General features: G+C 70.7%; 4 protein-coding genes and 1 tRNA gene. All 5 read right to left on the bottom strand.

Features of this window, described 5'->3' with window-relative positions; translation table 11 throughout:
• Positions 1–157 precede the first annotated feature (157 nt).
• On the bottom strand, positions 158–7711 hold the full coding sequence (locus ENKNEFLB_RS10350; RefSeq protein WP_214059099.1) for a cutinase family protein: 7554 nt from the start codon (positions 7709–7711) through the stop codon (positions 158–160).
• An 850-nt stretch (positions 7712–8561) separates the two neighbouring features.
• A tRNA-Pro gene (locus ENKNEFLB_RS10345) sits at positions 8562–8635 on the bottom strand.
• A gap of 169 nt (positions 8636–8804) precedes the next feature.
• A complete protein-coding gene (locus ENKNEFLB_RS10340) occupies positions 8805–12221 on the bottom strand; it encodes an error-prone DNA polymerase (RefSeq protein WP_214059098.1) in 3417 nt (1138 codons plus the stop codon).
• Positions 12221–13837: a DNA polymerase Y family protein gene (locus ENKNEFLB_RS10335; protein WP_214059097.1), complete on the bottom strand. Its 1617-nt coding sequence runs from the start codon at positions 13835–13837 to the stop codon at positions 12221–12223. The genes ENKNEFLB_RS10340 and ENKNEFLB_RS10335 overlap by 1 nt, the downstream gene beginning before the upstream one ends.
• Positions 13834–14010 (bottom strand): hypothetical protein, encoded by a 177-nt coding sequence (locus tag ENKNEFLB_RS10330; protein WP_214059096.1) that lies wholly within the window; start codon positions 14008–14010, stop codon positions 13834–13836. The genes ENKNEFLB_RS10335 and ENKNEFLB_RS10330 overlap by 4 nt, the downstream gene beginning before the upstream one ends.
• Positions 14011–14015: the final 5 nt, after the last annotated feature.

Raw genomic sequence — 14015 nt, 5'->3', positions numbered from 1 at the left:
ACCGGCATCCTCAAGGCCCCCGCACCGACACTGGTGCGGGGGCCTTTGGTCTGCTTGCCGGCCCGAACGAGCAGCCAAGCGATTCAGGGAGGCTTGCCCGGGCCTAGTTTCGACACTTGCTCGCAGTGAGACGGTCCTGCTTGAAAAGCTGGCCTGCTCAGTTGTTCAGCGCGATGCGTTGGAGTTCGGCTCCCAGGCCGCGCAGTCGCTGCGTGTTGTAGGCGCTATGGATCTCAGCGCCGTCGACGAAGTAGTCCTCGATGCTCAGGACCTCGGGGAACTTTAGGAATGAGCTTGTGTCGCAGACTGCGTCGCCCCAATCGCACATCTCGACCGTGCTGGAGTACAGGGTGGAGGGGTAGCTGAAATCATTCATCCTCAAATTCGGCACGCTCGGGAATCCCGAAAGTGCGGAATCCTGGATCCAGTCGTTGAACTCGAGGGCCGCGAATCCGATGAAGGTGGCGCTAACCCCGTCGTGTGGTTCGGCGGTTCCCAGGTTCTGCCGGCTCATGAAACTGGATCTCAGCGGATCGGCCAAGAGGGCAACGCCATCGATCCGGTCCAGCAGGTCAGAGTCGGTGGCCTCCAGATAGCTGACCGCGGCGTGTATCGCCCACGCGCCTTGTGAGTAACCGCCGAGAAGAATCGTCTGTCCGGCGTCACCGCACTCCTCGACCGCCGTCTGGAGCTGAAGGACCAGCCGCACTGCGCCGTCCCAGGCGCCGGGTGTGTAGTTCGCGACGTCACCAACTTGCTGCCACGCGTTGCGACCGGAGGTACCAACGATTGGAACGGGGTTGGCCTCGTAGGCGATCGCCACCTTGTCGAAAGTCGCATCGTCGGGAACATCGACACCCACCCAGTCAGAGGTCAGCCCGTTGTAGATGTCAGTGACTTTCGGCCCCAGACCACCCGTTTCCCCCGATCCGCGGAGGCCGATGAAGAGGTAGTCGGCGCACTGGTCGTTCACACGAACGGGTTCGGTGGCTGGTGGCTGCGCGATCGGCTTGGGGATCGGCGCGCCGACCCACGGGTAGTAGCTCACGAGGTTTCCGGAAACTTGCGGGTTCCCGTCCACACCCGGCCCGGATGTCGCGCCCCAGTCAATGTGACGAGCATCAAAAGGTGTGGAAGAGGACGCGGAAACACCGGTCTCGCAGCCGCGCAGGGTCCCGGCAAAACGGCCACTTCCATCGGAATCCACCGATACGCACGTAGAGCCAGCGCGGTCAATACGAGTATTTGTCGCGTCCAAGGCGCCGGAAGAAATCAGCGGGCCTGAGGCATACAGAATTCTCGCATGCTGCAGAGAAGCAGCTCCGCCTGTCCGGATGTGGATGCCGTCCCAGTCGCCGGTGGCGGGGGTGGTGGCGTCGCCATCACCGTTGGTGTCGCCGCCGGCGGTGTCGTCGCGCAGGCTGGTGAACACGACCGGGTTGGCGGCGGTGCCGTTGACGTTCAAGGTGCCCTCGACATCCAGGCTGGTGTAGCTGCCGGGATGGGCCTTGATGACCTGGCCGGCGGCGACGTTCATGGTGGCGCCGGGGGCCACGGTCAGCGGCCTGACAGAGGAGTTCGCCAGGCCGAGGGGGAGGCCGCCGAGCGGGACGCTGGTATTGGTGGTGAGGGTGCCGCCCAGGGTGATGCTGTTGATCTTGTTCCCGGTGCCGGAGTTGTCGCGCAGAAGGCTTCCATCCAGGGCATCACCGGAGACGCTGATCGCGGCGGAGGTGTTGGAGTCGGCGCCGGAGTTGGTGACGGTGTTGTTGGCGACGGTGGGGACGGGGATCTGGGTGCCTGAGCCCTGCGGATTTCCGGTCGCGTCCACCTCGATCCCGCTGTAGCGGGCGCGGGTGACGGTGGAGTCAGAGACCTCCACGATCGCGCTGCCGGCGTCGATCCCGGAGCGGTCCACCTGGACCGACACACCAGTTCCATCGGAGTCGTGGGAGGTGGAGTGGCGGAACCGGAACACGTCGGCGTCGCCGGAGTCGACCCGGCCATAGCCGACGGTGGTGTAGTCGAAGGTGGCGCGGGCCTCGGGCCGGATGCTGATGCCGTCCCAGTCGCCGGTGGCGGGGGTGGTGGCGTCGCCATCACCGTTGGTGTCGCCGCCGGCGGTGTCGTCGCGCAGGCTGGTGAACACGACCGGGTTGGCGGCGGTGCCGTTGACGTTCAAGGTGCCCTCGACATCCAGGCTGGTGTAGCTGCCGGGATGGGCCTTGATGACCTGGCCGGCGGCGACGTTCATGGTGGCGCCGGGGGCCACGGTCAGCGGCCTGACAGAGGAGTTCGCCAGGCCGAGGGGGAGGCCGCCGAGCGGGACGCTGGTATTGGTGGTGAGGGTGCCGCCCAGGGTGATGCTGTTGATCTTGTTCCCGGTGCCGGAGTTGTCGCGCAGAAGGCTTCCATCCAGGGCATCACCGGAGACGCTGATCGCGGCGGAGGTGTTGGAGTCGGCGCCGGAGTTGGTGACGGTGTTGTTGGCGACGGTGGGGACGGGGATCTGGGTGCCTGAGCCCTGCGGATTTCCGGTCGCGTCCACCTCGATCCCGCTGTAGCGGGCGCGGGTGACGGTGGAGTCAGAGACCTCCACGATCGCGCTGCCGGCGTCGATCCCGGAGCGGTCCACCTGGACCGACACACCAGTTCCATCGGAGTCGTGGGAGGTGGAGTGGCGGAACCGGAACACGTCGGCGTCGCCGGAGTCGACCCGGCCATAGCCGACGGTGGTGTAGTCGAAGGTGGCGCGGGCCTCGGGCCGGATGCTGATGCCGTCCCAGTCGCCGGTGGCGGGGGTGGTGGCGTCGCCATCACCGTTGGTGTCGCCGCCGGCGGTGTCGTCGCGCAGGCTGGTGAACACGACCGGGTTGGCGGCGGTGCCGTTGACGTTCAAGGTGCCCTCGACATCCAGGCTGGTGTAGCTGCCGGGATGGGCCTTGATGACCTGGCCGGCGGCGACGTTCATGGTGGCGCCGGGGGCCACGGTCAGCGGCCTGACAGAGGAGTTCGCCAGGCCGAGGGGGAGGCCGCCGAGCGGGACGCTGGTATTGGTGGTGAGGGTGCCGCCCAGGGTGATGCTGTTGATCTTGTTCCCGGTGCCGGAGTTGTCGCGCAGAAGGCTTCCATCCAGGGCATCACCGGAGACGCTGATCGCGGCGGAGGTGTTGGAGTCGGCGCCGGAGTTGGTGACGGTGTTGTTGGCGACGGTGGGGACGGGGATCTGGGTGCCTGAGCCCTGCGGATTTCCGGTCGCGTCCACCTCGATCCCGCTGTAGCGGGCGCGGGTGACGGTGGAGTCAGAGACCTCCACGATCGCGCTGCCGGCGTCGATCCCGGAGCGGTCCACCTGGACCGACACACCAGTTCCATCGGAGTCGTGGGAGGTGGAGTGGCGGAACCGGAACACGTCGGCGTCGCCGGAGTCGACCCGGCCATAGCCGACGGTGGTGTAGTCGAAGGTGGCGCGGGCCTCGGGCCGGATGCTGATGCCGTCCCAGTCGCCGGTGGCGGGGGTGGTGGCGTCGCCATCACCGTTGGTGTCGCCGCCGGCGGTGTCGTCGCGCAGGCTGGTGAACACGACCGGGTTGGCGGCGGTGCCGTTGACGTTCAAGGTGCCCTCGACATCCAGGCTGGTGTAGCTGCCGGGATGGGCCTTGATGACCTGGCCGGCGGCGACGTTCATGGTGGCGCCGGGGGCCACGGTCAGCGGCCTGACAGAGGAGTTCGCCAGGCCGAGGGGGAGGCCGCCGAGCGGGACGCTGGTATTGGTGGTGAGGGTGCCGCCCAGGGTGATGCTGTTGATCTTGTTCCCGGTGCCGGAGTTGTCGCGCAGAAGGCTTCCATCCAGGGCATCACCGGAGACGCTGATCGCGGCGGAGGTGTTGGAGTCGGCGCCGGAGTTGGTGACGGTGTTGTTGGCGACGGTGGGGACGGGGATCTGGGTGCCTGAGCCCTGCGGATTTCCGGTCGCGTCCACCTCGATCCCGCTGTAGCGGGCGCGGGTGACGGTGGAGTCAGAGACCTCCACGATCGCGCTGCCGGCGTCGATCCCGGAGCGGTCCACCTGGACCGACACACCAGTTCCATCGGAGTCGTGGGAGGTGGAGTGGCGGAACCGGAACACGTCGGCGTCGCCGGAGTCGACCCGGCCATAGCCGACGGTGGTGTAGTCGAAGGTGGCGCGGGCCTCGGGCCGGATGCTGATGCCGTCCCAGTCGCCGGTGGCGGGGGTGGTGGCGTCGCCATCACCGTTGGTGTCGCCGCCGGCGGTGTCGTCGCGCAGGCTGGTGAACACGACCGGGTTGGCGGCGGTGCCGTTGACGTTCAAGGTGCCCTCGACATCCAGGCTGGTGTAGCTGCCGGGATGGGCCTTGATGACCTGGCCGGCGGCGACGTTCATGGTGGCGCCGGGGGCCACGGTCAGCGGCCTGACAGAGGAGTTCGCCAGGCCGAGGGGGAGGCCGCCGAGCGGGACGCTGGTATTGGTGGTGAGGGTGCCGCCCAGGGTGATGCTGTTGATCTTGTTCCCGGTGCCGGAGTTGTCGCGCAGAAGGCTTCCATCCAGGGCATCACCGGAGACGCTGATCGCGGCGGAGGTGTTGGAGTCGGCGCCGGAGTTGGTGACGGTGTTGTTGGCGACGGTGGGGACGGGGATCTGGGTGCCTGAGCCCTGCGGATTTCCGGTCGCGTCCACCTCGATCCCGCTGTAGCGGGCGCGGGTGACGGTGGAGTCAGAGACCTCCACGATCGCGCTGCCGGCGTCGATCCCGGAGCGGTCCACCTGGACCGACACACCAGTTCCATCGGAGTCGTGGGAGGTGGAGTGGCGGAACCGGAACACGTCGGCGTCGCCGGAGTCGACCCGGCCATAGCCGACGGTGGTGTAGTCGAAGGTGGCGCGGGCCTCGGGCCGGATGCTGATGCCGTCCCAGTCGCCGGTGGCGGGGGTGGTGGCGTCGCCATCACCGTTGGTGTCGCCGCCGGCGGTGTCGTCGCGCAGGCTGGTGAACACGACCGGGTTGGCGGCGGTGCCGTTGACGTTCAAGGTGCCCTCGACATCCAGGCTGGTGTAGCTGCCGGGATGGGCCTTGATGACCTGGCCGGCGGCGACGTTCATGGTGGCGCCGGGGGCCACGGTCAGCGGCCTGACAGAGGAGTTCGCCAGGCCGAGGGGGAGGCCGCCGAGCGGGACGCTGGTATTGGTGGTGAGGGTGCCGCCCAGGGTGATGCTGTTGATCTTGTTCCCGGTGCCGGAGTTGTCGCGCAGAAGGCTTCCATCCAGGGCATCACCGGAGACGCTGATCGCGGCGGAGGTGTTGGAGTCGGCGCCGGAGTTGGTGACGGTGTTGTTGGCGACGGTGGGGACGGGGATCTGGGTGCCTGAGCCCTGCGGATTTCCGGTCGCGTCCACCTCGATCCCGCTGTAGCGGGCGCGGGTGACGGTGGAGTCAGAGACCTCCACGATCGCGCTGCCGGCGTCGATCCCGGAGCGGTCCACCTGGACCGACACACCAGTTCCATCGGAGTCGTGGGAGGTGGAGTGGCGGAACCGGAACACGTCGGCGTCGCCGGAGTCGACCCGGCCATAGCCGACGGTGGTGTAGTCGAAGGTGGCGCGGGCCTCGGGCCGGATGCTGATGCCGTCCCAGTCGCCGGTGGCGGGGGTGGTGGCGTCGCCATCACCGTTGGTGTCGCCGCCGGCGGTGTCGTCGCGCAGGCTGGTGAACACGACCGGGTTGGCGGCGGTGCCGTTGACGTTCAAGGTGCCCTCGACATCCAGGCTGGTGTAGCTGCCGGGATGGGCCTTGATGACCTGGCCGGCGGCGACGTTCATGGTGGCGCCGGGGGCCACGGTCAGCGGCCTGACAGAGGAGTTCGCCAGGCCGAGGGGGAGGCCGCCGAGCGGGACGCTGGTATTGGTGGTGAGGGTGCCGCCCAGGGTGATGCTGTTGATCTTGTTCCCGGTGCCGGAGTTGTCGCGCAGAAGGCTTCCATCCAGGGCATCACCGGAGACGCTGATCGCGGCGGAGGTGTTGGAGTCGGCGCCGGAGTTGGTGACGGTGTTGTTGGCGACGGTGGGGACGGGGATCTGGGTGCCTGAGCCCTGCGGATTTCCGGTCGCGTCCACCTCGATCCCGCTGTAGCGGGCGCGGGTGACGGTGGAGTCAGAGACCTCCACGATCGCGCTGCCGGCGTCGATCCCGGAGCGGTCCACCTGGACCGACACACCAGTTCCATCGGAGTCGTGGGAGGTGGAGTGGCGGAACCGGAACACGTCGGCGTCGCCGGAGTCGACCCGGCCATAGCCGACGGTGGTGTAGTCGAAGGTGGCGCGGGCCTCGGGCCGGATGCTGATGCCGTCCCAGTCGCCGGTGGCGGGGGTGGTGGCGTCGCCATCACCGTTGGTGTCGCCGCCGGCGGTGTCGTCGCGCAGGCTGGTGAACACGACCGGGTTGGCGGCGGTGCCGTTGACGTTCAAGGTGCCCTCGACATCCAGGCCCAAAGAGTTCCCGGCTCCTTTGATGACGGCCCCGGCCTCAACCGTGAGAGTCCGCCCGGCTGGCACCGTCAAGTCACACGTCAAGCGGTGGGTCGTTGCGGGCGTCCACGTCTGATCAACACTCAAGGTCCCGCAGTGGTCCACGACACTCGACGGCGGCGAGGCGGGTGTCGCGGGAGAGGCGTTGGACCTTGCGGACTCGTTGCCAGTGTCGTCGATGCTGGTAATGGCGAACCAGTAGGTCGTGCCGTTGGTCAGGCCCGTGGCGTCGTAGCCGGTGGCGGTGTTCGGGATGGCGGTGAGCTTGGCCCAAGGGCCGTTGGCGGTGGGCGCACGGTAGACGAGGTAGCCATCGAGGTCGCTTGCAGTGACCGGGCTCCATGCCAGGCCGACGTGACCATTCCCGGGCGTCGCGACCACCCCAGTCGGAACGGCGGGCGGAGTGGTGTCTAGCACCGCAGCCGGTGTCCCTTGTCCGGGCGCGGACTTTGCGGACTCGTTGCCAGTGTCGTCGATGCTGGTAATGGCGAACCAGTAGGTCGTGCCGTTGGTCAGGCCCGTGGCGTCGTAGCCGGTGGCGGTGTTCGGGATGGCGGTGAGCTTGGCCCAAGGGCCGTTGGCGGTGGGCGCACGGTAGACGAGGTAGCCATCGAGGTCGCTTGCAGTGACCGGGCTCCATGCCAGGCCGACGTGACCATTCCCGGGCGTCGCGACCACCCCAGTCGGAACGGCAGGGGGAGTTATGTCGGTGGGAGGAGTCGCGGTTACTTCCAGCGTGCGGGGGGCCGTGGTGACGGCCGAGGCGCCGTTGAACGGCGCCGTCATGGCTCGGAAGTCGAAGGACCCGACTGCTTCGGTGGGAACCAAGAATTTCGCGCCGCCAACCGTGGACTGCGGCGCAGTCGCCACCTGCTCCCAGCCTCGCGGCGTCTTCATCTGAAGCTCAACTGGACGGCCTGGCCGTGGCGGGGTGAACACCGTGGCCACCGAGATAGTCGAGGCTTGGTCAGCCGTCGTAGGCAGATCAAGAGATCCTGACTGCGATTCAGTGGTGATCTTTCGCGCTGGAGTGCTGAGCACCTTCAACTTCCTGCCGCCAAGTCGTACGGCGGGCGCCTCCACCCGGTAGGTCGTGCTGACGGTCCGGATCGTGGACCTGAAGGCAAATTGGCCACGCTTGTTGGACTTCGCGTCAGCGACCTTCACCCACCGTGTCCCAACCTTCCGCTGCAGTTGAACCGGACGGGCGCCTCGTGTGCTCAACTTCCCACTGAACCGCACGGGCTCGCCGGCGATACCCGCAGACGTCGAGGTCAGCAGTGTGCTTCCCCCAGCGGCTCCAGCAGACGTGGGCACAACAGTCGCCATGCAGAGCATCAGGCATGCCATGAGGGCTGCTGCAGTGCACTTCCGGGCCACCGCCGTCGGCCTACCCGCCAGCAGGCCAACCCTCATCACACCCTGGGCCAGGGCGCCCATATGAGTAGAACGGTCGGCTCCGCGACGACGTTGCACGGTGAGACCCTGGATGCGCATAACTCCCCCATCGTGACCACACCCCCGTGACCATCGGCGGCAGCCTAACCGCTCCCCCGCAGCCAATTCGCCGTTCCACCACAAGATGAACGATGTGAACGAATCGGAGCCATCCGACCCCTGCGTCTTTCTAAGCACCGACTAGACCGCCGACGGCACCGCATGACCGCGAGCGGGCAGATCCAGCTCGGCAGCAAGCTTGGAGACCTTCGTGGCAACAGGCATAGTCGCTGCGGATGTGGCCTTAGTCGTAGCGCTCATCAACCGCCGAGGGTTGGGCCCCAGAACCCGACAGCTGCCCGGCGACGCAACACCCGTACAGCAGCCTCAGCGTCCGCCTGCTCCTCATGACCGGTCCCCACAAGACCCCCGCACCGACACTGGTGCGGGGGCCTTTTGCTGCCGTCTGACAGTTCTATTCGACCCAAACCGTCGAGTAAGCGTCGGGTTAGGCGTTTCGGTTCAGTAATGACGAAGGCCGGCCCACCGCGTTTCCGCAGTTGAACCGGCCTTTCGTTTGTCGGGCTGACAGGATTTGAACCTGCGACCCCTTGACCCCCAGTCAAGTGCGCTACCAAGCTGCGCCACAGCCCGAAGCCCCGTCACGGCCACCCGCAGGTGCCTGGCGGAACGGACGGGACACTACCCCAGCAGACGACATGGACCGAACCCGGGCCCGACAGAACGGCACGTTCGTGGGGTCGTACCGGCCCAGAACCCACACGGACGTACCGTCCTGGGAGCCGCGTGCGTCGTCCGGCGGTCAGCGGAAGTCGCGGGAGGTCTGACGCTCCTGGAGCGCCTTGCCGGCGCCGGCGACCACGGTGTCGAGGGCGGTGACCCGGTCGGCGACCAGGTTGATCGTGCCGTCCTTGCGCTCGAGCATCCCACGCACCACGACCGCGACGCGGTGCCGGGCGGCCTGGCGGTGGGCCTTCATCACCCCGACCGAGCAGACCACGTTGAGCATCCCGGTCTCGTCCTCGACGTTGAGGAAGGTGATCCCCCCGGCGGTGCCTGGGCGCTGGCGGTGGGTGATCAGGCCGCCCACGTGCACCCGCCGGCCGTGCTCGACCCGGCCGAGGTCGGACACCGCCAGGATGCCGGCGGCGCGCAGCTGCTCGCGCAGGTGCTCGACGGGGTGTCGCTCGGTGGAGACGCCGGTGGCCCACAGGTCGGCCAGCGTCTCCTCCACCTCCCCCATCCCCGGCAGCGCGGGCGCGGCCGGCGCGGGCGTCACGCCGGCCACGTGATCCGGGCTCTCGGCGAAGCCAGCGCTCCACAGCGCCTGACGCCGGTCCAGGCCGAAGGACTCGAAGGCGCCCGCGGTGGCCAGGGCCTCCAGCTGCGAGGCGGTCAGGTCCGCGCGGCGCGACAGGTCGGTGACGTCGGCGTACGGCGCCTGCTCGCGGGCGGTGACGATCCGCTGGGCGACGTCCGGGCCGATCCCGCGCACGGAGTCCAGCCCCATCCGGCAGGCCAGCCGCCCGTCGCGGCGGTGGGTGCGGGTCGGGTCGGGGGCGTCGTCGCGGAACTCCGCGCGGGGGTACGACGCCTCGCAGCACCCCGCCAGCCCGGTCACCTCCGCCTGTCCGCCCAGCGGCCCGTCCACCACCTCGAGCCCCGCCTGCACGCCCGAGCGCAGCAGGTCGGGCCGGCGTACCTGCACGCCGTGCCGGCGAGCGTCGCCGACCAGGGACTGGGGGGAGTAGAAGCCCATCGGCTGGGCGCGCAGCAGCCCGGCCAGGAACGCCGCCGGGTAGTGCAGCTTGAACCACGACGAGGCGTAGACCAGCAGCGCGAAGCTCAGCGCGTGGGACTCGGCGAAGCCGAAGTTGGCGAAGGACAGGATCTGGACGTAGATCGCGTCGGCCTTGTCCCCCACCAGCCCACGGCGCTCCATCCCGGCGTAAAGCTTTTCCTTGATGCTCTCGATCCGCTCCACCCCGCGCTTGGAGCCCATCGCGCGGCGCAGCAGGTCGGCGTCGTCGCGGGTGCAGTCGCCCAGGGCCACCGCCATCGCCATCAGCTGCTCCTGGAACAGCGGCACCCCCTTGGTCCGCTCCAGGACCGGCACCAGCTCGGGGTGGTCGTAGACGACCTCCTCGCGCCCGGTGACCCGCCGGATGTACGGGTGGACCGCGCCGCCCTGAATCGGCCCGGGGCGGATCAGCGCGATGTCGATGGCCAGGTCGTAGAACTCGCGCGGGCGCAGCCGCGGCAGGGTGCCGATCTGGGCGCGGCTCTCGACCTGGAAGACCCCGATCGAGTCCGCCCGGCAGAGCATGTCGTAGACCGCCGGCTCCTCCTTGGGCATCGAGGCCAGCGTCCAGCGCTCCCCCAGGTGCTCGGCGACCATCCGCATCATGTGGTCCAGCGCGCCGAGCATGCCCAGCCCGAGCAGGTCGAACTTGACCAGCCCCATTGTCTCGCAGCCGTCCTTGTCCCACTGCAGGACCGTGCGCGCCTCCATCGAGGCCCGCTCGATCGGGCAGACCTCCCCGATCGGGCGCTCGGTGAGCACCATCCCGCCGGAGTGGATGCCCAGGTGGCGGGGAGCCCCGAGCATCTCCTCGGCCAGCGAGACCACCGGGTCCGGGATCGAGTGCACCCGGTCGTCGGGGCCGCTGCCGGCACCCTCGACCACGCTGGACCAGCCGTCGATCTGCTTGGACCACGCGTCCTGCTGGCCCGGGGAGTAGCCGAGCGCCTTGGCGGCGTCGCGCACGGCCATCCGGGGGCGGTAGGTGATCACGTTGGCGACCTGCGCGGCGTTGCGGCGGCCGTAGGTCTCGTAGACCCACTGGATGACCTCCTCGCGGCGGTCGGAGTCGAAGTCCACGTCGATGTCGGGCTCCTCGTCGCGGTGCCGCGAGATGAACCGCTCGAAGGGCAGCCGGTAGAAGACCGCGTCGACGGCGGTGATCCCGAGCGCGAAGCAGACCGCCGAGCTCGCGGCCGAGCCCCGGCCCTGGCAGAGGATGCCCTGGCTGCGGGCGAAGTCGACGATGTCGTGCACGATCACGAAGTAGCCGGCGAAGTCCTTCTCCTCGATCACCTGCAGCTCGTGCTCCATCCGCTCGCGGGCCTGGGCGGCGTGCGGGGTGCGGGCGTAGCGCTCGGCGAAGCCACGCTCGGCGATCACCCGCAGCCAGCTGGTCGGGGTGTGACCCTCGGGGATCCGGTGCTTGGGCAGCCGGGGCGAGGCCGCCCGCAGGTCGAAGGCCAGCTCTCGGGCCAGGGTGACCGTGCGGGCCAGCGCTGCGGGGTGGCGCGGCAGGGCCCGGGCGACCTCGTCGCCGCTGCGCAGGTGTCCCCCGCCGGACAGGTCCAGCCAGCCGTCCATGTCGGCCAGGCTGCGCCGGGCGCGGACGGCCGCCATCGCCGCGGCGAGCCGGGCCTGGGCCGGCGCGGCGTGGTGCACGTTGCCGGTCGCCACGACGTCGAGCCCGTGGTCGGCGGCCAGCGCGGCCAGCAGGTCCTCGGTGGCGTCGGCCCCGGGCACGGGACGGGCGCTCAGCTCGACCAGGACGTGCTCGAGGCCGAAGCGCGCGGTCAGCGCGTCCAGCGCCTCGGCGGCCGCCCGGGGCCCACCGGCGGCCAGGGCCTGGCGCACGCTGCCCTTGCGGCACCCGGTCAGCACCGCCCAGTGCCCCCGGCCGCGCTCGGCCAGCTCGTCGAGGTCGTGGACCGGCTTGCCCTTCTCGTCGCCGCGCAGGTGCGCCTCGGTCATCGCCGCGGCCAGGCGGTGGTAGCCCTCGACCCCGCGGGCCAGGACGAGCAGGTGCTGGCCCTCGGGGTCGGCGACGCCGTTCTGCGGGCCGCTCAGCCCCAGCGACAGCTCGGCGCCGTAGACCGTGCGCAGCCCGTGGACCGCGGCGGCCTCGGCGAACAGCGGCGCACCGTGGAACCCGTCGTGGTCGGTCAGCGCCAGCCCCTCCAGGCCCAGCCGCGCGGCCTCGGCGACCAGGTCGGCCGGCGAGCTCGCGCCGTCCAGGAAGCTGTAGTGGCTGTGGCAGTGCAGCTCGGCGTACGGCGTGCCCCCGCTCGGGCGCGCCACCGGCTGCTCGGAGGGGCGGGCGGCCTTGCGCCGCGAGATCGGGGCGTCCTCGGCACCCGGCCGGGCCGAGAGGCGTCGCTCGAGCTCGCGCCAGGGCAGCTCGGGGTTGTTCCAGCCCATCAGTCGTAACCCGCCTCGACCCGCCAGCCGGCCGACCCGCAGACCAGCAGCCAGGCGCGGCCGTCCACGCCGACCACCTGGAACCGGGCCGAGGGGCCCGGGGCCGCGCCGCCGTCCCACCACGACTCGTCGACCGGCCACGGGCCGGCCCACGCCGCGACCGGCTGCCAGGGCAGCTGGGCAGGCCTCGCGGTGGCGGAGCCGGTCGCGGAGGCCGAGGTCGCGGCGAGACGGAACCGGGACGGCTCGGCGGTGACCACGCCCCGGTCGGTCACCGCGACCGCCCGCCCGCCCTCGTCGACGACCTCGGCGCCCAGCGGGGCCGGGAAGACCCGCACGGGGGGCGGTCCGGGCACCCGGCCCGGCCAGGGCCGCTCGACCGGACGCAGCCCGACTGCCCGCTCCCCCCACGACACGGTGGCCTGCCGGGCCGCGGGCGACCGACCGCCCTGGCGCACCGGGCGGCGTACGGCGTCGAAGCCGACCAGGGCCTGGACCCGGGCCACGCCCCGCTCGACCTGGTCGTCGGCGCTGCCGCCCCACAGGCCCTCGGCGTGGGCGGCGGTGGGCTCGACGGTCTCCGGCAGGAAGCGGACCAGGCCCACCGGCGCGGTCATCGCCCCGGCGTCGCGGCCCGGTCGCAGCCCGCTGGTCGCGCGGGACTGCAGCTGCCAGTGCACCCGGTCGACGAGGTCGCGGGAGGAGAAGTGGCGCGGGTGCAGCCAGGCCCGCGAGGACGCCACGACGCCGTCCTGCTCGGCCTCGACCCGCACCTCGGTGGCCACCAGGCCGCGCTCGGCCAGGCCGGTCACGAACCGCTCGGCGGTGGTGCGGACGCTGAAGCAGATGGCCTCGACGGAGTCCAGGGGCGGCTCGAAGGGCACCTCGGTGGCCAGCTCGGGCGGCGGGGTGCGGGCCGCGACCAGGCTCGGGTCCTCGCCGCGCACGCGGCGCCACACCTCGCCGCCGTAGCGCCCGAACCGCTGCCGGACCGCCTCGCCGGGCAGGTCGGCCAGGTCGCCGAGGGTGCGCAGGCCGAGGCGGCGCAACAGGGAGACAGCCTCGCGACCGGCCGGGCCGTCGCCCTCGAGCACCGCCACCGGCAGCCCGCGCAGGAAGGCCCCGGACCCGCCCGGGGGCACCACCCGGCAGCCCTGGACCTCCGCGGTCCGGGCGGCCTGCTCGGCGGTGAAGAGGTCGTCGGCCACGCCGACCCGGCAGTCCCAGACGCCCTGGTCGACCAGGCACTCCGCGACGACCGCGGCGGCCGACTCCTCGCCGCCGAAGTAGCGTCCCGGCGCCCGGACGGCCAGCAGGCCCGGCCGCATCGGGGAGACCCCGGGGCGCAGCGCCTCGACCGCGGCCAGGACCGGCTCGAAGGTGCGCACGTCGCGGTCGGGGTTCGCGTCCAGCAGCACCAGCTCGGGACAGCGGGCCTGGGCGTCGCGGCGGCGCTGGCCGCGGCGCACCGACTCGGCGCGGGCCGGGCCGTTGCAGACCTCGACCGCACCGGCGTGCAGCACCGCCGCCGGGGCCGCGGTCGGCCGACCGGCCTCGACCAGCGCGGCCACGACCGGCCAGTCGGGGCACCACACGACCAGGACCCGGGCGCTCATCCGGCCGCCCCCGCAGGCGCTGTCGCCCAGCGGGTGGGCCGGGTGACGCGTCGCTCGTGCTCCGGCGCGACCAGCTCCAGCGCCGACCTCTCCCCGGGGAACAGCACGTCGGCGCGCACCGCGGGCGCGGTGCCCCGGCGTACGGCCAGGGTCGCCCGCCGCTGCCGCAGCACGCCGC

Source organism: Nocardioides aquaticus (assembly GCF_018459925.1).
GTDB classification, from domain to species: domain Bacteria; phylum Actinomycetota; class Actinomycetes; order Propionibacteriales; family Nocardioidaceae; genus Nocardioides; species Nocardioides aquaticus.
This window is presented reverse-complemented; position numbering and strand designations above follow the sequence as displayed.

Bases quoted from the DNA above. Each gene is read 5' to 3' on its own strand.
- ENKNEFLB_RS10335 (WP_214059097.1), bottom strand. From the start codon at position 13,837: ATGAGCGCCCGGGTCCTGGTCGTGTGGTGCCCCGACTGGCCGGTCGTG.
- ENKNEFLB_RS10340 (WP_214059098.1), bottom strand. From the start codon at position 12,221: ATGGGCTGGAACAACCCCGAGCTGCCCTGGCGCGAGCTCGAGCGACGC.